Below are 21,158 nucleotides of genomic sequence, written 5' to 3'. Positions count from 1 at the left end.
GAACCGGAAACATTCTTTTTAATGACGCTAGCGCTCAGATTAGGGAAAACACTCAAAGAGTTAATTCAGGATCTGGATGCTAGCGAGTTAAGAATGTGGATGGCATACGACAAAATCAGTCCTATTGGTGATGGTCGTGGAGATATTCAAACAGCAATGCTCGCCTCTGCAGTCATGAATGCTGCTGGTGCGAAAGTCTCACTACGAGACATGATTCTGGTTTGGGATCAGGAAGCAGATAACGAATCTGTCAGCGATAGTAAGAATCAAGAGCCGCTTGAGGCATGGTTGAGTAGTATGTCTGAATAGTTATATAGTAGGCCCATCATTCATTAATGGGTCAATGAAATGCAAAAATTAATATCTAGGGTCATGGTAATAATTGCTTCGTTAATTATCCTTTGGAGTATTTATATTGGCACGAGGGAAATAGTATCACTATTTATGATTATTCCACTCAACTTGGTGGTTGCAATTATATTTATCAAAATAAATGAGAAGTTATTAAATGATGAGGTTGGTGGAAAGAATGTTAATACTCTGTCGCTTATAAACTCCGCTATTTATTTAGTTGTAACAATGGTTTTGTGTTGGGCTATTTTATCATATGTAAATAGTGGGACATCTCTTTTTGGTGACGCTTATAAAGAAAGAGTTGAGTTAGAAAATATAAAGAAAAAATCATGGCAAAATTCAGCATCTGAAATGAATCATGTGTCCATTGCAGAAAAGAGACTTAAAGAAAACCTTAAAGATCCTTCCTCTGCGGATTTTAAAGATAGTCGAATAGGGAGTAACGGAACTGTTTGTGGCCAAGTGAATTCTAAGAATGGCTTTGGTAGCTATACTGGGTATAAAAAATATATTCAAGTCGGGTCATTGACCATGATCGATGATGGGTCCGATGATTTCAAGAAACAATGGGTATCCTACTGCAATTGAGCATTAATAATTTCACAAAACCTCGCTAAAAGCGGGGTTTTTTAATTTAAGGAGCAAGTGTGGCTACTTTACGTGAATTGATTTTAAAAATATCTGCTAATTCAAGCAGTTTTCAGGCTGAGGTCAGCAAAGCTTCTCGAATTAGTAATGATTTTTATAAAAGCGCGGCGGGTGGTAGCCGTCAATTACGGCAAGAATTAGCTCAGCAAAAAAAAGCGCTTTCGGAAATTAATAGCCAATTATCCAGCGTTGCCATGACTGCAAAAATGAGTGCTGGTGCGCTGGCTGGTTTTTTCTCAGTATCCGCAGCAATCTCAACAGTTGATGAATGGGGGCAAATGTCAGCCCGCATCACTATGGCACTAAAATCAGTTGAGGGTTCAGCGCAGCGATATGATGAAATACAGCAGCGATTTTTAACTATCAGCAATCGAAACGGTAAAGCTATAGAGACGACTCAAGAGTTGTATATTGGGACTGCATCAGCAATGAAGGAGCTTAATTACAATACAACTCAAACAGTGGATTACATTGAATCAATGTCATCAGCATTTACCGCCAATGCTACCAGTGCTCAAAAAACAGAATCAGCCCTTAATGCAATAAACAAAGCCACGATTGAAGGTAAGGTTGCTGGTGAAAATTGGAAGGCAATCCTAAATGCCACCCCTTCGGTACTGATGGATATCGCTCATGAGTTAGAGCGCACCAATGGCGGAATGAAGGTTACTGAAAGCCAAGTTAAAAAACTGGCTGCAGAAGGTAAAATATCCTTTAAGTTATTTGCAGATGCAATGATAAATGCAAAGAATGCAAATAATGCCATGGCTGATTCGATGGATAATACTGTCGCTGATGGCTTTATGCGAGTTGCTAATTCAGCAAAAAGCTATTTTGGTGAGCTAAATAGAGGTGCGGGTGCAACGAAATCAATAGCTGCTATTTTGGCTAAACTAGGCGATAACTTTGATAAAGTTGCACTTGCGGGTAGCTTAATTATTGGTGTTGGCTTGTCTCGATACTTTGGGAATTTAACCCTAAGCGCTAAAAATTTAGCAAAAGAAACGGTTAATAGCTACCTATCCCTAGTCAATCAAACAAAGGAGCAAATCCGCAGCCTTCAGGTAACTCAAATGCGGATCAAGGACGAAAGGCAACTGCTTCTTGATATGCGCCAGTCGCTAGTAACTAAAAAGATGGTGGCAGCAACTGACAAGGAGCGATTAATTTTAGATGGTCAGTTAGCAAAAAATACCAAGGCATTAACAGTGCTTAGTAATCAAGAGGCTGCGGCGAATACAAAGCTTGCAGCATCACGTAGGGCATTGAGTAGCATGACATCAGTTACATCCACAATAGGGCGTGGGCTTTCTGGTGCACTGTCTTTAGCTGGAGGACTGCCTGGTGTGGTAATGCTAACTGCAGGTGCGTGGTATTTCGTCAATGAACGGCAAAAAGAAGCACATAGAACATCTCTTGAATACGCTAAATCTCTAGATGGTATTGCGGAGCGTACAAAGAACATGTCACTTTCCGAATCATCTGATGAGTCAAAAAAAGTTAAGGAAACGTTTGAGGCTCAAACAAAGGAAATTGAGAAGCAGCTCGAGTTGATTCAAAGAACACGATCCGGTCTTAATGAGATGAGAGGTGCGGCGGAGAAAAACTTCCCTGACTTGCCAGAAATAGCGAAAGAGGGAGCGTTAACTAATTACCAATCTGCATTGGAATCTCTTTCTGTTGAAGAAGATCGTCTTAAAGCATTAGAGCAAGATCGTGAAAAAACATTAAGTGTTCTTAATGGGCTGACCGAGCAATCAAATAAACAAATAGAAGCTGGTAATACTGCGAAAAATCAGAAGCTAGCTGCGATGGCGAAAGAGATCGCTCAAGAGTCAGAATTTAATCGACTACTTTCTCTTGGTAACAATTTACTGTCTAACCGTAATTTACTGACTCAAGCTCCTATGTTAGTTGGTAATCGTCCTGAATTAACTGATAACCAAAGACAGATGTTATGGGGCGCTGAGCAGGAGCGTATTCTTGCTGGCATGAAGCAGCGCGACCAGGTTGAGCAACGCGCCATATGGGAGGCAGAAAGTGCATTTTCCAATGACGACCACAAGAAACAGTATGTTAACGATAAACTAAAAGCCTTTGACGATCGCGAAAAAATGAATAATTCGCTTAAGTCTGGCGCGTCTTTAATGAAAGAAACGGAGCGAGTCGCTGAGCGCTACAAAGATAAAATGGCTGACCTTAGTGTTGCTACGGAGGTTCAGCGTGTTCGTGCCTTGCAGGGCGAAAAAGCGGCTGCACTTTATGCCGCTGCGCATGAAACCGGAGCTAAGTGGACGGATGAACAGCGGAAATCTATTCAATCATCTGCAGTTGAGCTGGCGGAATGGACGCAAAAAGCCGATGAAGCCGTGCGTAAGCAACGTGAAATGACGGATGCATTGAAAGAACTGAAAGACGCAACGCGCAAATATAATGATGATGCGGCATTAGCCAGAAGTACCGTGGGTATGGGTAATCGTCGTCGCAGTCTTGAGGAAGAACATCAGCAAATTGAGCGGGTATTTAGCAAAACGGATGGCGGTAAGGAGGCATTACAAGAGCGCCAAAATGCCTTGGATGCATTGAACGGTAAATATAGGGATGCCATTTTAGCCGAAGCGGATTGGCGTTCTGGCGTTAAAGCTGGTTTGGAAAACTGGGTTGATGATGCGAGCAACTACGCGGGGCAGGCAGCAAGCGCAACACAATCGGCAATGTCAGGGATGGTGAATAATATTTCCGACATGTTGGTTGGCAATAAAGCCGATTGGAAAAGCTGGGCAATCGACGTCCTGAAAAGTATTGATAAGGTCCTTATTAATATGGCGCTTGTTCAATCAATGAAAGCGGCGGGGAGTTATTTCGGTGGGGGATTCGGAAGCTTAATGAGCTCCATTGTCCCGAATGCGAAAGGGGGTGTTTATGATTCACCTAGCTTAAGTTCTTACAGTGGACAAATTGTTAACTCGCCAACTATGTTTGCTTTCGCTAAAGGTGCTGGTTTGATGGGAGAAGCGGGGCCTGAAGCAATCATGCCTTTAACCCGAGGCTCTGATGGTTCATTAGGCGTACGCGTTCTTGGCTTGGAAAATGTTCAAAATGGCACAACAGCAATCACATCTAATAATGCTATCAATATCGATGTTGGCGATATCAACCTGATCAGCGATGGCTCTAAAGAGCAGCAGCCAATAGGTGACGTGAGTGGTGCTAAGCAGCAACTCAAAAACGAAATTGTTAATACCGTCAATGAGCAGGCATCGAGAGAGGGAACGCCGCTTTGGCAGCTAATTAACAGAAGAAGGTAAACTGTATGGTAGAAACGTTCACTTGGTGTCCCCGTATTAATGCGCAAAGTGATACAACATTCAGAGTCAAAAAAGCCCAGTTCGGTGATGGATATACACAAACCGCGGGCGATGGGTTAAACAACCGCTCTGATAGTTGGCAACTTGAGTTTGTGGGTGAAGAGGCAATGATCGAACAGATTGTTGCCTTTCTTGATCGCCACGGTGGGTATAAGTCTTTTATTTGGAAGCCACCACTCCGACCACAAGGGCTATTTCGATGTGAACAATACAAGCCTAGTGCGCTGGGTGGCGGTAAATATTCATTAATGACGACATTTATTGAGGCATTTAGCTCATGAAAATAACTGCAGACGTTCAAATGCTGGAGCCGGGAAGTCGAATACAGTTAGTTGAAGTGGATGCCAGTGCGTTTGATGGTCCTATTCTGCGCTTTCATGCCTATAACTTACGTTATACCGAGAAAGAGCTTAAGGGGGGAGGTGATGAACTTGCCCCGCGTTCCATCTGGTGGCAAGGCAATGAATATGGGGCGCACCCTTATCAAATTGAAGGAATGTCCAAAAACAGTGACGGTGCGCAAGCTAGACCGAAATTTAGAGTCTCAAACGTCAATAGTGTTATTTCATCATTATGTTTGCAGTTTGATGATATGGCGCTAGCAAAAGTCACTATTTATGAAACCTTCGCTCATTATCTCGATGCTAAAAATTTTCCTGATGGAAACTCTACGGCTAACCCTGAAGAGTGCTTTACGCAAGTTTATTACATTGATCGTAAAAACAATGAAGTGGCAGGTGAAACGGTTGAGTTCGAGTTATCTAGCCCGTTTGATTTGCAGGGAATTATGATCCCCGCTCGACAAATCCATAACCTTTGCTCCTGGTGCATGAAAGGTGATTATCGAAGCGGGCGAGGCTGTAATTATACGGGTAATAAATATTTCGATGAGCGTGGTGAACCGGTTGATGATCCGGCATTAGATAAATGCGGCGGGCTAATTAGCGACTGTAAAAAACGCTTTGGTGAAAATGAGCCTTTGGATTTTGGAGGGTTCCCAGCAGCGGGATTAATACGATGATCACAAAGAAATTAACGGAGGCGATATTTCAGCATGTAAAAGCGGAATATCCCAAAGAAGTGTGTGGTGTGATTTGCCAAAAAAGCCGAGTCAAAAAATACTTCCCTTGCCGTAACCTCTCCGATAATCCTACTGAACACTTTGAACTTTCCCCTGAAGATTATGCCACAGCTGAAGATTGGGGCGATCCAATAGCGATAGTCCATAGTCATTGTGGTGATGGCGTGACATCTCAGCCGAGTGAAATAGATAAGTTGCAGTGTGATGCGACGGGGTTGCCATGGGTAATAGCATCATGGCCAGAAGGTGACATTCGAACTATTCATCCTCGCGCAGAACGTGAATTAGAAGGGCGCCCATTTGTGTTAGGTCATGCCGATTGCTGGTCACTCATTATGGATTACTACAGACAGGCACACGGTATTGATCTGCATAACTACAGCGTCGAAAATCACTGGTGGGAAGATGGCGGAAACCTGTACATGGATAACTGGCAGCAAGAGGGCTTTGTTGAGTTCTCTGGTGACTTGAAAGAGGGCGACATGGTCATCATGCAAGTGCAAGCGGATGTCCCTAATCATGCCGGGGTGATAGTGAATGGCATGCTTCTCCACCATCTTTACGGGCAGCTAAGCCGCATTGTTCCATACAGTGATTACTGGCGAGACAGAACAGTGAAAATAGTCAGACGCAAGGAGTTGGCATGAGCTTAAAAACAGTGCGTCTCTATGGTGTTTTGGGTACCTACTTTGGACGCGAACATCGGCTTGCAATTGATTCCCCCCGTGAAGCGATTAAAGCGTTATCGGTACTCTATGATGGCTTTGAACAATTCTTAGCAAGTTCTCACCTTAGAGGACTGGAGTTTGCCGTGTTTAAAGGTAAGCGCAATATTGCAGAAGATGAGTTGCATCTTGATACCTGTGAAGAAATTCGCATTGCTCCGGTGATCAAAGGTAGTAAGCGTGGTGGTTTCTTTCAGACTATTTTAGGTGTGGCCATGATTGGGGCTGCAATGATGTTAGGTCCTGCTGGCTGGGCTGCATTTGGTGCGGGTGGTTTTGCTGGTGGCGCATTGGCACTCGGTGGTGCTGCCATGGCATTGGGCGGTGTTATACAAATGCTATCACCTCAGCCACAAGGATTATCAGTGCGGCAAGATTCGGATAACAAACCTTCTTATGCCTTTGGTGGCGCCGTGAATACGACAGCGCAAGGTAATCCGGTACCGCTTTTATATGGGCTAGATCGTCGAGAAGTTGGCGGCGCGATTATTTCAGCGGGGATTTATACCGAAGATCAGAAATAGCAAAACGAACACGTTAACACGAGCGGCTTAATTGCCGCTTTTTTTATGGGTGAAATATGGAAACGATATACGGCGCCAAAGGCGGTGGTGGTGGCGGACATACGCCAGTCGAATCAAAAGACAGTTTGCTATCCGAATCTACCGCAAAAATTCTGTTAGCGATTTCGGAGGGTGAAATAGCCGGTGGGTTGGATGATACCCGTATTTTCCTCGACGATACACCGATTGGTAACTTAGACGGCACCAAAAATTTTGAGGGTGTGACGTGGGAGTTTAGATCTGGCAGTGAACAGCAAGAATACATTCAAGGCATTCCCTCCGTGGATAATGATATTGCTGTAGGAATGGAACTGAAAGACGATCAGCCTTACGTCAGAACTATTAACAACACTCAGTTATCTGCTATTCGTGTTCGCTTTTCGGTACCGCAATTAATGCGCCAGCATGACAACGGAGACACGACAGGCTACCGCATTGATTATGCTATTGATTTATCCACGGATGGAACAGGATATAAAGAGCTTGTTAAGTCTGCATTCGATGGAAAAACAACAAGCGAATACCAGCGCACCCATCGTGTCGATTTACCCAAAGCCACAACAGGTTGGCAATTGCGTGTTCGCCGGCTCACTAAGAATCAGAATACTGCCCGTATTGCTGATAAAGTAACGATAGCAGCTGTGACGGAAGTCATTGATGCAAAGCTACGTTATCCAAACACGGCACTTTTGTTTATTACCTTCAATGCCCGTCAATTTAATAATCGCATCCCTAAAATTAGTGTTCGTCCTAAAGGTGGGATACTTGTCAAAGTGCCGACTAATTATGATCCAATTAATAGAACCTATTCAGGCGTATGGGATGGGACATTTAAGCTTGCAGCTACTAATAACCCTGCATGGGTTTATTACGATGCATCAATTAATAATCGATATGGTTGTGGTGAGAGAATAAAACTCCCAAATATAAGTAAATGGGACCTTTATAAAATCTCACAAGATTGCGATGAATTAGTGCCTGATGGTCGTGGTGGTGATGGTAAAGAGCCCCGCTTCCTGTGTGATGTGTATATCCAATCGCAAGAGTCAGCTTACACAGTACTACGTGACATCGCGGCGATATTCAGAGGTATGACATTCTGGGCTGATAACAAAGTGAATGTGGTTGCTGATATGCCTGCGAGCATCTTCCGCACATTTACCAACGCCAATATTATTGGTGGCAAACCATCATATTCAGGTGGCAGTATCCAGAATCGCTATACACAAGCACTGGTATCTTTTACTGATACAGATAATCACAGTAATGATGATGTTGAAGCCGTTGCTGATCTAAAACTTCAGCGTCGATACGGCGTACGTAAAATCGAGTTATCCGCGATTGGCTGCACCCGCAGAAGTGAAGCTAACCGTCGTGGCCGCTGGGCATTACTCACAAATGCGAATGACCGCATGATCACTTTCGCTACAGGACTTGAGGGTGCGATCCCTTCTCCTGGCCACATCATTGCCGTAGCTGATTCAAACTTAGCTGGGCGTGATAACGGTGGACGCATATCTTCCGCTAAGGGGCGTAATATTACACTCGATAGAGTCACGTCAATTAAAGCAGGCGATCGTCTGATCATCAACTTGCCTGATGGGAACTCAGAGGGGCGAACCGTTACCTCAGTAAATAAAAAAGTGGTTACGGTTTCTGTCGAATACTCGCAGGTACCGCAAAAAGAGGCGGTGTGGGTTGTTGATTCTGATGATTTGGCTGTCCAGCTATATCGAGTGATTAATATCAGCGATAACGTGGATAACACTTACACCATCAGTGGCGCCATTCATAATCCTGATAATTATGAACACATTGACTCCGGCGCCCGAATTGATGAGCGTCCTATTACAGTTATTCCTCCAAGTGTTCAGCCAGCTCCGAAAAACGTAAAAATCTCATCTTATTCTAGAGTGGATCAGGGCATTGCTTTTTCTACGCTGAGTGTCAGTTGGGAAGCGCCAGAAAGTGCGATTGCGTATGAAGCGCAGTGGCGTCGCGATAACGGTAACTGGATCAATGTGCCTAGAACTTCATCACTCGGATTTGATGTTGATGGAATTTATTCTGGTCGATATCAGGTGCGTGTTAGGGCGATCAACGCTTCCGAAATTTCCAGTATTTGGGCGAATGCGCCAGAAACAACACTGACAGGGAAAGTAGGGAACCCACCTAAGCCTGTAAACTTTAGGTCTTCGCCGCTTGTGTTCGGTATTAAGCTTGATTGGGGTTTTGGTGATAACACAGGCGATACGTTAAAAACAGAGATTCAGTACAGCAAAACCAATGATGGCAATGGACTTATGTTGCTTGCAGATGTCCCTTACCCATCGCGTTCCCATGAGTTAGCCGGTTTAGCTGCGGGCATTGCTTTTTACTTCAGGGCGAGGCTGGTGGATAAATCAGGCAATGAGTCGGAATGGACCTCATTTGTTCGCGGGGAGTCTGAGTTTGATGTGAATACTATCATGCCTGCTCTCAATGAGCATTTCATGACTGCAGAAGCAGGTAAGCAACTTGATAAAACACTCGATTGGCTTAATGAAGCATGTCTAATCAACATGGCTGCTACCTATGAGCTTCAAGAGGATTTATTCGTTAAACATGGACAGTCGCAAGCTCAAATTAAAGAGCTATGGCGTGTGTATGCGGACAGTGAACTGGCTTGGGCTGAGAAGTACACGACGGTCAATGCCTCCATTAACGGCGTGAAATCTGAGGTTGCTACGCTAGATAAGGCTGTTGCGAAATTAGATAGCGCATTTGCAGAATCCCAAACTCAACTACAGGTGAAATTTAATGAGCAAGAGGCGTTAATCAATACCAAGATGCAGGCTGAGTTTAAGCAAGGTGCAGGCTATGCGATGCACAGTACCAATATCACGATTGTTGTGGATGGTAAGAAGTATAACGCAGCTGGAATGGTGATTAGCGCTGAATTGAAAAACGGTAAAATCGAGTCATTCATCGGTTTTAATGCGAATAACTTTGCTTTCTATAATCCAGTTAATGGAAAAATGGAGCCCTTCTTATACATGAAAAACGGTCAAGTTTTCATGAATGAAGCATTTATTAGCAAGGCATGGCTTAACGAAGTTGTTGTAACTGATAAAATGACGTCAGCAAATTACGTTCCCGGTAAGATGGGTTTCAATATTGATGCTAAAACGGGAGAAATTGAGTGTCACAGTATCCTTATTAGCGGCGATTTTAGAATCGTTAGTGATGATGGGCAATTACTGGTTGATAACACTGGGGTCGCTGTGTTTGACGAAAGCAAACGATGGGCTGTAAAACTTGGGAGGCGTCCGGTATGAGCGATGATTATGGATTGTTTATTAACCCTAAAGACGGCGGGAAGCCGATTGAAATCACCAACAACTCTTATCCGCTAACCTTCCTAAAGCATATTGTTATTCATCCACTCAGCCCACAGCCGTATCAAAAAAATAAGTCTGTTAATGTACCGGGTATGTCAAAATACAATGTGGTTATTGTGCCTTCTGCGTTATGCCACTTTCTGGCTTATGGTTCGGTGCAGGGCGTGAGTATCGGAAGCTATTGGGTGTCTGGCGATACATTCTATTGTAACTATGACTGGTGGGGCGGTGATTCAGGTTGGTTACCGGGGAGTGATGGTAATTCCCACTTTTTCTTATACGGTGTACTGAAGGAAGCCCCGCAAGACTCTTATGGGCTTTTTATTAACTCGCAGATAGATGCTGCCGTTGATAACTTTAGAGCTATCACCCAAGAATCTACGGTTTCCTATTGTGTGTTTCGGCAAAAAATATTTATACAAGCGGATAAGAATGGGCGGGGTTATTGGAGTGTTCCGGATTCTATCCCGAACCGTAGCTCGGTTTGTGTATTTATTAGACCTGAAAATACAAGCCAAACGATACGCTACGACAGGCCTAATAACCGGATAATTTCGCTAGAGTCTGGTTGGGTATATGTTGTGATATTTGCGTCCGGGTTAAATCTTCAACCTTCCGACGGACTGACAATTTGGAACAGAGAGGGCAAGGTAGTCTTCAACTCCGAGTACACACCGTTTTATAACAATGGGCAGATAGTTAACACGAGCAATAATGTTGCCACGAGTAAATTCGATGTTCCGATGTTCACGATGGATAGCCCCAATACATGGCTGGAGAATGAGGGAAATACCGTTAACTGTTACATGTCTGGATTTAGGGTATCAGGGAAACAGCTTATAGCGAAAAGGATGTGGACCATTGGTGATTACCCCACGTATGCCAACTACATGTACAACAAGATAGTGTATGCCGGCAGCTACGCCATAGACTTCAACGACTACTTCTAAATACTCAACTCAACGATAAGCCGATTAATTGCGGTTTTTTTGCGTCCAAATTTTGGAGTTAAAAAATGATTTATCAAACAGGCACCATCACAACCACGGCAGGCCAAACAAAAATAAAAGGTACCGGAACGCGCTGGAAAGATAACTTAAACGGCATCTCAGAAGGCTGCCCAATCTCTTATCTCATCAATAACGTTGTGTACATGAACACAGTGTTATCCGTGAATTCAGACACAGAGATTAATCTTACTTATCCTGTACCTGTTGCAGCTTCGGCGGCTAAGTATCAGATTGCCACATTCGTTCTAGACAGCATGAGCGATGGCGTTCGCAAGATGCTAGCGAATCAGCAGTATATCCAGTATTTCCTCCGCAATATGGATACATGGATGACTCAGGACGGCATTGTTGAAATAAAAACACCGACTGGGGAGACGGTCAAACTCGAAAGCATCATTGCACTGAAAAAGCTGATTAATGGAAAAGCAACGCTAGCAACAAACTCAGTTCAGTATTTTGACGGTGAAATCAGAGACAAAACATCAATTGGCGTATGGTCGGCTGATAATAAAAATGCACTAATGGTGTCACTGGTTAGAGGCACCCCTGATTTTTATTATCGAGTCAATGACGTGACATATTATATTACAATGCCTTCAGGTAGTGGAACATTGATGAAAGTGGGTGATTTTGGTTTAGGGAATAGTGGTATCTCAGGAGAGGGGGCGGTCGACAACTATACATCACCGGTAGGCTTTTATCACATGCAAGAGAATATGGGAACGCCCCCTCAAAATATTAGTGGGTCTTGGGCGTTCATACAAGCTCCTGCCGCCTATCCTTCATATCGAAGCCAGTTGGCATTTTCAGATAGAGGAAGTTCATCAGGAACACTATTTATTCGTTCGTTTAATGCTGGGAAAGCTGGGGATTGGGCTAAATTCTATCATGACAAGAATACAACAAAAGACGCTAACGGAAATCTAAAAGCCGCATCACCAATCATTAAAGTCTTCGCAGACCATATCGAACTTAACGACGAATCAGATGGCGTAACACTCAAAAAGTTGCACACTGGAATCTATCAACTGCATGGGGTTCTTGGTATGCACCCTGATGCTAGCTGGGGTGGAGTTCATGGTGGTATTACTATCCCATGCGGTATTAACCAGCTTCCACTAGTATATGCGCTTTATGATGTACTGGAGAAAGGTAAGCCACATCCATTTGACGGCCGTATCGTTGAACCTGAAGAAAATGGCGATATCGTACTTTATACGACATATCGCAAGCATGACTTGCCGCAGAATATTCAATATGAGCGATTCAAGCTTTACCCTGAATTTCTTAAAGAAGTTGATGGGGAAATGGTTGAGTTAACTCCGGGTGAGCCTTGTGATATTCCCAATGGTCACTGGATTGATGTTCGTGTGAATATGCCGAGTGATTCTATCTACAATCAGAAGCTAGCTGAAGCAGAGAGGCTTGCTAAACTAGAAGCGGAGCGATTAGCTGAAGAAGAAGCTAAACGAGCAGCAGAAGAAGCGGAAAGAGCAGAACAGGAAGCTACGGAACGTAAACAATATGACCTTGGTGATAATGACACATTGCTATAATTAAAAAATAAATGCGCCAGCTTGAGTAGTTGGCGCACTCTAATCATTTATCGAAATACTCTACTTCCTCAGTTTCTTTCATTTCAGGCATCCAATCTCCATCATTCCAAATTTCTTCCAGCGTTTCTTCAATGTAGGTTTTCTTTTCGTTCTTACCAAGGCCATCAATAGAAACATTAGCTTGAGATCCCCAACTAATATCGATATTTAAATCAGGGTATTTGGGGTTCAATCTTTTTGTAATCTCATTTCTCAATGCGTCGAAAGTCCCCACAGGTAATTTACCTTTCATGCTTGCAGCGAAGCGAACTTTAATAGTAACCATCGTACATTCTCCTTGCATAAAGCGCTGTATATAAAAACAGTTAAATAATAACTGTGATTATATACAGTAAAATATTAATGGAGATCAAGAAATAAGGTAAAATTTATCTTATGGCTAAGAAAATGACTTCCCCAAAACCATTTAAAGAATATCGTTAAATCAAGAGGTTAAATGATAGTTGAAAATGGCATAAAACCAAGGGTTAATGCCATTTAAATAATTATTAATCAATAAGTTAAGTTATTATTAAGCGCATGAATAAAATACACATGCAAACTAGGTATAAATACGAAGTTAATCGCGCGCATTTTATACTGTATTGAATAGGGATATCTGGTCAAGAGTCGGATTTTGGCTTTTTGAATAAACTGAAAATAATCCGATGAGCGTTTTTCGTGAATTTTTAAATTATTTGATGTGCGTCACAAAATTTAGGTGCTATAAGTTAGTCATCAGCCCATGGTACACTGAGATAAATTGAGAATTCAGTACCAAAATGAAGATAAAATATTTTTAATGGCTTAGCTTTATTGAATTGCTATTTAGTGAATAGATATCATTGATAATAAAGGCTATGCTTAAATTGAATTTCCACACTGAGTAATACGACTGAGCACGAAAGTAATGAGTGATTTTCTGGGCACATTTAAAACTGACACAATTTTTAAAGATGAAGTTGAAAAGACGCTACAACCACCATCGATGTATAAAGTACTGTTAAATAATGATGATTATACGCCGATGGATTTTGTTGTTGAGGTGTTACAAAAATACTTTTCTTTTGATGAAGAACGCGCTACACAGATAATGTTAGATGTGCATTTTCAAGGTAAAGGTATTTGCGGTGTTTATACTGCTGAAGTTGCAGAAACTAAAGCCGCCCAAGTCAATGCTTTTGCAAGGGAACATGAATATCCTTTATTGTGTACTATAGAAAAAGTCTGAAGAGTCTTAATATCAATTTTGGGAGGTGCTTATGCTCAATCAAGAATTGGAGCTTAGTCTAAATGTTGCTTTTACCAGAGCGAAAGACAATCGCCATGAATTTATGACTGTGGAGCACCTATTGCTGGCATTATTGAGCAATATCTCTGCGCGTGAAGCTTTAGAGGCTTGTAAGGTCGACTTGGTTGCCTTGAGACAAGAACTCGAGCATTTTATTGCCCAAACCACGCCGCTATTGCCTGAGAATGATACGCGAGACACTCAACCGACTTTGAGTTTCCAGCGCGTACTGCAACGTGCTGTTTTTCATGTTCAATCATCAGGGCGCAGCGAAGTGACTGGCGCGAATGTGCTAGTGGCGATTTTTAGCGAACAAGAATCCCAAGCGGCTTATTTATTACGTAAGCATGATGTTAGCCGCCTCGATGTGGTTAATTATATTTCCCACGGTACCATTAAAGGTGAAGATTCTTCTTCATCGGAGGATGATGCCGCAAACAATACACCACCAAGTGAAGAGCAGCCGGTCTCAGAAGACCATATGGACAACTTCACCACCAATCTGAACCAACAGGCCAAGAAAGGGAATATCGACCCGCTGGTGGGACGTCAGGCTGAATTAGAGCGTACCATTCAAGTGTTGTGCCGTCGCCGTAAGAATAACCCACTATTGGTTGGGGAATCCGGCGTAGGTAAAACGGCGATTGCTGAGGGTTTAGCGTGGCGTATTGAGCAAAATGATGTGCCTGAAGTGATGAAAGATTGCACAATCTACTCACTGGATATCGGCTCATTGTTGGCTGGCACTAAATATCGCGGTGATTTTGAAAAACGTTTTAAAGCGCTGCTGAAAATGTTGGAAAAAGATCCGAAAAGCATTCTGTTTATCGATGAGATTCACACAATTATTGGTGCTGGTGCGGCATCGGGTGGACAGGTAGACGCCGCAAACTTGATTAAGCCGCTGTTATCAAGTGGTCGTATCCGTGTGATTGGTTCCACGACCTATCAAGAATTCAGCAATATCTTTGAGAAAGATAGAGCGTTGGCTCGACGTTTCCAAAAAATTGATATTGTGGAACCTACCCCTGAAGAAACCGTGCGTATCATTAATGGGTTGAAACCGAAATATGAGTCTCACCATGATGTTCGCTACACCGCGAAAGCCATTCAGGCTGCGGTGGATTTATCGGTGAAATACATTACCGACCGCCATCTGCCGGATAAAGCCATTGATGTTATCGATGAAGCGGGAGCAAGAACCCGTTTAGTGGCGCCAAGTAAACGTAAGAAGACCATCGGTGTACCTGAAATCGAAACCGTGGTGGCGCGTATTGCGCGTATTCCAGAAAAAACCGTTTCCTCGAGCGATAAAGATCGTTTGAGAACCTTAGACTCACGCCTGAAGATGTTAGTCTTTGGACAAGATAAAGCGATTGAGGCGCTGTCTGAGGCGATTAAAATGAATCGCGCAGGCTTAGGGTTAGATCATAAGCCCGTCGGCTCCTTCTTGTTTGCAGGGCCAACTGGCGTGGGTAAAACGGAAGTCACCGTGCAGCTGGCAAAAGCGTTAGATGTGAAACTGCTGCGCTTTGATATGTCTGAATATATGGAACGCCATACGGTTAGCCGACTGATTGGTGCGCCTCCGGGGTATGTAGGTTTTGACCAAGGTGGATTGCTGACCGATGCCGTCATTAAGCATCCGCATTCCGTCGTGCTATTGGACGAAATTGAAAAAGCGCACCCAGATGTGTTTAACATTCTTCTGCAAGTAATGGATCACGGTACGCTAACGGATAATAACGGTCGCAAAGCGGACTTCCGTAATGTGATTGTGGTCATGACCACCAACGCAGGGGTGCAAGAAACTCAGCGCCGCTCGATTGGTTTTGCAGAGCAAGATAATAGTACGGATGCGATGTCTGAAATTAAAAAGACATTTTCACCGGAATTCCGTAACCGTCTTGATGGCATTATTTGGTTTAATGCGCTGTCGATGGATATCATCACGCAAGTGGTGGATAAATTCATTGTTGAACTGCAAGCACAGTTGGATGAGAAGGGCGTCTCGATCGAGGTAAGCCAAGCGGCTCGTCGTTGGTTGTGTGAGAAAGGGTATGACAAAGCAATGGGTGCCCGACCTATGGCGCGTGTCATTCAGGATAACCTGAAGAAACCATTGGCAAATGAACTGTTATTTGGTTCGTTAACGAATGGCGGCTCGGTGAGTATCGGGCTTGATGAAAAGAGTCACACACTGACATACAGCTTCAGTAGCGTACACAAGGCCTCTCCAGAGGATGCTGTAATCTGACAATAGCTAGTACCACAGGTGTCTTAGGCACCTGTGGTCTTGTCAGGCCTTGCCTGAAAATCGAAAATCAGCGGCTACGGAAAATGATGCGGCCTTTGCTCAGGTCGTAAGGAGTTAACTCTACAGTTACCTTGTCGCCTGTCAGAATGCGGATGTAGTTTTTACGCATTTTACCAGAGATGTGCGCAGTCACGACGTGACCGTTTTCCAGTTCAACGCGGAACATTGTATTTGGCAGGGTATCCAAAACCGTTCCCTGCATTTCAATATTATCTTCTTTGGCCATCTAATCCTCTAAGTCTAATAACCGTGATTTTTTACGGGCAAGATAATGCCCAAAAACCCACACTAAGTAAAGAAGTGTCGCATTTTAAAGCGATCTTTCTTTAAAATAGTTGGGGATAAAATTACTGTATTGCCACTTTCTATCGCTTAAAAAGTGGTGATTTTTCAAATGATTGAGGTAAATCAATTGACTGTGGTAACCAGCATGCTGGGTCAATCCGCAGGTCACGCCACCGATAAAGAATATGCAGAAAATCCCTGCGGGAGATCTCCGTCGCGCCAAGTGAAGCGGTGTGGTGGTTAAGTACCTGACAATCAAAAAGTTGCCCATTATAGCGCAAAAAATGAAAATAGAATGTAATAAAAGCACATTTGGACGCATCATTCATTCTACTGAACATTGACTCCCCACAAAACAGGTGTCCCATGTTCACGCCATACAAACCGCCCACCAGCTGATCACCATGCCACGCCTCAATAGAGTGGGCGAGTCCCTCTTGGTGTAGTGCGAGATAGCCCGCTTGTACAGAGGGCAGGATCCACGTGCCTTCTTTGCGTACAGCACAAGCCGCTATCACCTCTTTGAACGCATGATTTATGGTAATGCGATAAGGAGATTTTTTTAATGTTTTGATCATGGAACGGCTGATATGCAAGTCGCCCACTCTCAAGACGGCTCGCGGATCGGGTGACCACCATAAAGGCACTTCACCAGGGTTAAACCACGGGAAAATACCATCATAGTAAGCCGCTTGTAAGCGTCGAGATGATAAATCACCGCCGATCGCCAGTAACCCATTAGGTTCCCGCATCGCTTCAGACACGGGCGGGAACAGGTATGAATCATCGTCTAATTGGTACATGGTGCACCTCAGCGAGTTTGCTGAACCAAATGACGTTGACGGAATTGATAATAACGACCTTGCTCAGCTAACAATTGCGAGTGTGAGCCTTGTTCGATAATTTCGCCATTATCCATCACACAAATGGTATCCATCTGCTCTAAACCTTGCATACGATGGGTGATTACCAGCAGGGTTTTATCGGCACATTTTTGCTTGAGCAGGCTGAGAATTTGCTGTTCAGTGTGGGCATCTAACCCTTCTGTTGGCTCATCCATTAATACCAGCGGCGTATTGTGCAGAAGGGCGCGAGCGATACCTAAGCGGCGCTGCTCTCCTCCTGATAATTGACGACCGCCTTCACCCATCCATGCGTTTAATTTTAGCTGATTATCCAACAAATTATCTAAGCCAACTTGAGTGAGTACATCGCAAAGTTGCTCATCTGAGGCTTGTTCGTCGGCTAATAATAAATTGTTGCGCAGGGTATCACTGAAGACATGAACACGCTGAGGAACCACGGACATCACGCCACGTAGCGCTTCTTCGCTGTAAGCTTGAATTGGCTGGCCATTAATCGATATCACGCCACTGTCCACATCCCAAGCGCGGGTGAGCAATTGCAGTAGAGTTGATTTACCGCAGCCCGTTTTTCCTAATAACGCGATGTGCTCGCCTTGTTTGATCGACAAAGTGACATTTTTTAGTACGGCGAAAGGCTGTTCTGGATAAGTGAACGTGACGTTATCAATGATTAAATTTTCCAGCGATTTTAGTTCATTACCTTGATTGACAAAGTTCACTTCCGGTTTCGCATGCATTAACTGAGAGACGCGGGTAGCCGATGCAATCACTTGCCCCATGTGTTGGAATGCGACGGCAACAGGCCCTAAAGCCTCAAACGAAGCTAATGCACAGAACACAAATAAGGCAATCAGCGCACCGGGTTGTGTGTTTCCGCCAACATGTTCAGCAGCCATCCATAGAAGCAAGGTTGCGGTAAGTCCTGATGCACACAGAATGATGGCTTGAGATAAACCTGTCAGTGCCGCTTGTTGCTGCTGGCGACCTTGCCATGAGTTTTCGATGCTTGATAAGTGTTGACGAAAACGTTGAGTCGCGCCAAATAAGGCTAATTCGGCTTGGCCTTGTAATGCGGAAGTTAATACAGTGCGGTAATTTCCACGTAACTCAGTAAGCTCACGTCCAATCGGTTTACCAGCACGATAAAATACAAATGGCATCGTAAACAGCAGGAACAGCATGACGCCGCCTAACGTCCATGCAAGGCGAGGGTCAAGGAAGCTTAAACCAATAATCAGGACAAACGTGACAAAGAAAGCACTGACAATCGGGGAGAGAACGCGCAAGTAAAGATGGTCTAGGGTCTCGACATCCGCCACCAGTCGATTTAATAGATCCCCTTGGCGGAAACGGCTGATCCCACCGGGAGATAGTGGTAAAACCTTACTGAAGGCGAAAACTCGCAGATGGGCTAAGACTTTGAATGTCGCATCGTGGCTGACTAAGCGTTCGGCATAACGTCCCGCAGTACGGAAAATAGCCGCACCACGAACTCCAGCCGCAGGGAGCATATAGTTAAAGAAAAAGATCCCCGGCGCACCAACGATAGCAGCACCGGCTAAGAACCATCCCGATAACGTGAGAAGGCCAATACTGGAAAGCAGCGTGACAATCGCCAGAATGATCCCTAAGGAAATCAAAAACCAATGACGGCGATAGAGGGCTAAGAAGGGGAGTAATACTTTCATTTTCAAAGCTCCTCTTGGCGATGAGCGAGTAATTGGGCAAAGGCACCTTCAGACTGGCTCAGTTGTTGGTAGTCACCACGCTGGATAATTTTCCCGTTAGACATCACCCAAATTTGGTCGTAATCCATGGTTTCTTCAAGTAAATGGGTCACTAATAACGTGGTTTGCTGCTCAGATAATTGATTCAATGTTTCCATCACGCGTTGCTCGCTGTGCGCATCTAAGCTGGCAGCTGGCTCATCTAATAGCAATAAGCGAGAAGGTTTTAAGAGTACGCGAGCGACAGCGACACGTTGGGCTTGCCCAACAGAAAGACGTGCGGCGAAATCACCTAAGCGAGTATTTAACCCATCCGGTAAGTTGGGCAGAAATTCCGCCACATAGGCTTTTTCGATAGCAGATTGAATTTCTGATTCAGTCGCATCGGGTTTACCTAGGCAAATATTTTCTTGCAACGTTTGTTCAGGCAAATGCGGGTTTTGCCCAACCCAGCCAACCAAAACACGCCATTGTTCAGGGCATAATTGATTGAGCTCATTGCCATTAATAGTAATGGAGCCGCGATAAGGCAGGAAGCCAAGTAATAAGTTTAATAGGGAACTTTTACCTGCACCACTTTGACCAACTAAGGCAATGCGTTGCTGCGGTTCAATGGTGAAATCGAGAGGACCTGCGAGAATAGTGCCATCATGGGAAAGAACTTCCAGTTGTTTGGCTTCAATGCGAATAGGTTGCTCATCAATCACCTTGTCGCCTTGTGGTAATTGTTCATCACCTTGGCTTTCGAGTAAGGTCACCAGCGATTCCGCGGCGCCCACAGCTTGGGCTTTTGCGTGATAGTAAGTGCCTAGGTCGCGCAGAGGTTGGAAAAATTCCGGGGATAAAATCAGCGCAAGGAAACCAGCAAATAGTGTGACAGGTAGACCATAACTACCGAAACTTAACTCTCCAAGATAAGAGAATCCGAAATAAACAGCGACCACCGCAATGGAGATTGACGCGAAAAATTCTAAGACTCCCGACGATAAAAATGCCATACGCAGCACTTCCATGGTGCGAGAACGGAAGTCTTCAGTGGATTCACGAATTTGGGTGACTTCTGCTTTGCCACGGAAGAACAGGCGTAGGGTGTCTAATCCACGTAAACGGTCGAGGAAACTGCCACTCAAACGGCTTAAAGCAAGGAAGTTACGGCGGTTAGCATCGGCAGCACCCAGCCCAACCAGTGCCATGAAAATCGGAATTAACGGTGCGGTTGCAAATAAAATCAGCGCAGCTGCCCAGTTAAAAGGGAAGATGGCAATCAAGATCATGATTGGGATGATGGTGGCTAAATACATTTGCGGAAGATAGCGAGAATAGTAATCTTGCATATCTTCAATCTGCTCAAGAATAATCGTCGCCCAGCTTCCTGCTGGCTTACCTTTGACCCAAACAGGGCCTAATTCTTGCAGTTTATCTAACACCATGCCGCGGACTTGCTGTCTGACAACTTGTCCACAACGGTAGCCAGCGCGTTCACGAAGATAATGAATAACACCGCGTAAAATAAAGACACTAATTAATAACGCAAAGTCGGTGAGGAGTTGCTCGCGTGGAATACTCTCCATCATGAGCGCTTGTAGGATCACAGCGAGGAACCAAGCCTGCGCAATAATTAATAAACCGCTGACTATGCCTAATAGCATAGAAATTCGGAGCCAACGCTTAGCAGGAGCGCTGTGTTGCTTTAACCAACGCACCAATTCAGTCTGTCTTGATTTATCCATAATGATTTAGTTAGCAGGTGTAGTTTTCATGTTATTGAGTGCAGTTAAGATAGTTGACTTTGTCATCAAATCTAACCGAATTTTTGCCTATCATAACAGCTTCCATCAGATATGTTACATAATAAAAGCCAGTTATTTGAATAGAACAATTTTTGTTATCGATATGTTTTATAAAGGTAAATTATATTGGGCGTAATATAATTAAATTTGAACGAACA

The 21,158-nt window shown here is 44.0% G+C and carries 7 protein-coding genes and 10 pseudogenes; 12 read left to right on the top strand and 5 right to left on the bottom strand.

What is annotated here, in order from left to right:
- Window positions 1-21 precede the first annotated feature (21 nt).
- The 10 genes and pseudogenes from GKR74_RS15730 to GKR74_RS15685 all read left to right on the top strand — a co-directional run bounded on the left by GKR74_RS15730 (window position 22) and on the right by GKR74_RS15685 (window position 12,685).
- Entirely contained in the window at window positions 22-309 is a 288-nt protein-coding gene (locus GKR74_RS15730) for a phage tail assembly protein T (RefSeq protein WP_154604283.1), read from the top strand.
- A 39-nt stretch (window positions 310-348) separates the two neighbouring features.
- Entirely contained in the window at window positions 349-942 is a 594-nt protein-coding gene (locus GKR74_RS15725; RefSeq protein ID WP_154604282.1) for a hypothetical protein, read from the top strand.
- 59 nt (window positions 943-1,001) lie between these two features.
- A complete protein-coding gene (locus GKR74_RS15720) occupies window positions 1,002-4,310 on the top strand; it encodes a phage tail tape measure protein (RefSeq protein WP_336431344.1) in 3,309 nt (1,102 codons plus the stop codon).
- 5 nt (window positions 4,311-4,315) lie between these two features.
- Window positions 4,316-4,657: pseudogene (locus GKR74_RS15715) on the top strand (phage tail protein).
- A pseudogene (locus GKR74_RS15710) lies at window positions 4,648-5,406 on the top strand (phage minor tail protein L). Before GKR74_RS15715 ends, GKR74_RS15710 begins: the two co-directional pseudogenes overlap by 10 nt.
- A pseudogene (locus tag GKR74_RS15705) lies at window positions 5,388-6,104 on the top strand (NlpC/P60 family protein). Before GKR74_RS15710 ends, GKR74_RS15705 begins: the two co-directional pseudogenes overlap by 19 nt.
- Window positions 6,095-6,700 (top strand): tail assembly protein, encoded by a 606-nt coding sequence (locus GKR74_RS15700; protein ID WP_154604278.1) that lies wholly within the window; start codon window positions 6,095-6,097, stop codon window positions 6,698-6,700. The pseudogene GKR74_RS15705 and the gene GKR74_RS15700 overlap by 10 nt, the downstream one beginning before the upstream one ends.
- A gap of 56 nt (window positions 6,701-6,756) precedes the next feature.
- A pseudogene (gene gpJ / locus GKR74_RS15695) lies at window positions 6,757-10,134 on the top strand (TipJ family phage tail tip protein).
- The gene (locus GKR74_RS15690) at window positions 10,053-11,069 is read left to right on the top strand and encodes a DUF6453 family protein (protein WP_154604276.1); all 1,017 of its coding nucleotides are present in this window, start codon (window positions 10,053-10,055) and stop codon (window positions 11,067-11,069) included. Before gpJ ends, GKR74_RS15690 begins: the two are co-directional and overlap by 82 nt.
- 65 nt (window positions 11,070-11,134) lie before the next feature.
- Window positions 11,135-12,685, top strand: coding sequence for a phage tail fiber protein (locus GKR74_RS15685; protein ID WP_154604275.1), 1,551 nt, complete (start codon window positions 11,135-11,137; stop codon window positions 12,683-12,685).
- Here the strand turns inward: GKR74_RS15685 and GKR74_RS15680 are convergent.
- Window positions 12,636-12,977 (bottom strand): annotated as a pseudogene (locus GKR74_RS15680) (DinI-like family protein). The gene GKR74_RS15685 and the pseudogene GKR74_RS15680 sit on opposite strands and share 50 nt — an antisense overlap.
- Window positions 12,978-13,634: 657 nt before the next feature.
- On the opposite strand from GKR74_RS15680, the pseudogene clpS reads away from it, so the two are divergent.
- Window positions 13,635-13,952: pseudogene (gene clpS, locus GKR74_RS15675) on the top strand (ATP-dependent Clp protease adapter ClpS); the annotation flags it as partial.
- A 34-nt stretch (window positions 13,953-13,986) separates the two neighbouring features.
- Window positions 13,987-16,278 (top strand): annotated as a pseudogene (gene clpA / locus GKR74_RS15670) (ATP-dependent Clp protease ATP-binding subunit ClpA).
- Between the two features lie 64 nt (window positions 16,279-16,342).
- Here the strand turns inward: clpA and infA are convergent.
- The 4 genes and pseudogenes from infA to cydD form a co-directional block, all read right to left on the bottom strand.
- Window positions 16,343-16,558 (bottom strand): annotated as a pseudogene (infA, locus tag GKR74_RS15665) (translation initiation factor IF-1); the annotation flags it as partial.
- Between the two features lie 139 nt (window positions 16,559-16,697).
- A complete protein-coding gene (gene aat, locus GKR74_RS15660; RefSeq protein ID WP_154604272.1) occupies window positions 16,698-17,420 on the bottom strand; it encodes a leucyl/phenylalanyl-tRNA--protein transferase in 723 nt (240 codons plus the stop codon).
- Window positions 17,408-19,171 (bottom strand): annotated as a pseudogene (cydC, locus tag GKR74_RS15655) (heme ABC transporter ATP-binding protein/permease CydC). The gene aat and the pseudogene cydC overlap by 13 nt, the downstream one beginning before the upstream one ends.
- Window positions 19,147-20,940, bottom strand: a pseudogene (cydD, locus tag GKR74_RS15650) (heme ABC transporter permease/ATP-binding protein CydD). The pseudogenes cydC and cydD overlap by 25 nt, the downstream one beginning before the upstream one ends.
- Between the last annotated feature and the right edge of the window lie 218 nt (window positions 20,941-21,158).

This window comes from Providencia sp. wls1914, from assembly GCF_009706645.1.
Classification (GTDB): Bacteria; Pseudomonadota; Gammaproteobacteria; order Enterobacterales; family Enterobacteriaceae; genus Providencia; species Providencia zhijiangensis.
The sequence above is the reverse complement of the archived record's forward strand: the minus strand, read 5'-3'. Positions and strand labels throughout refer to the sequence as shown.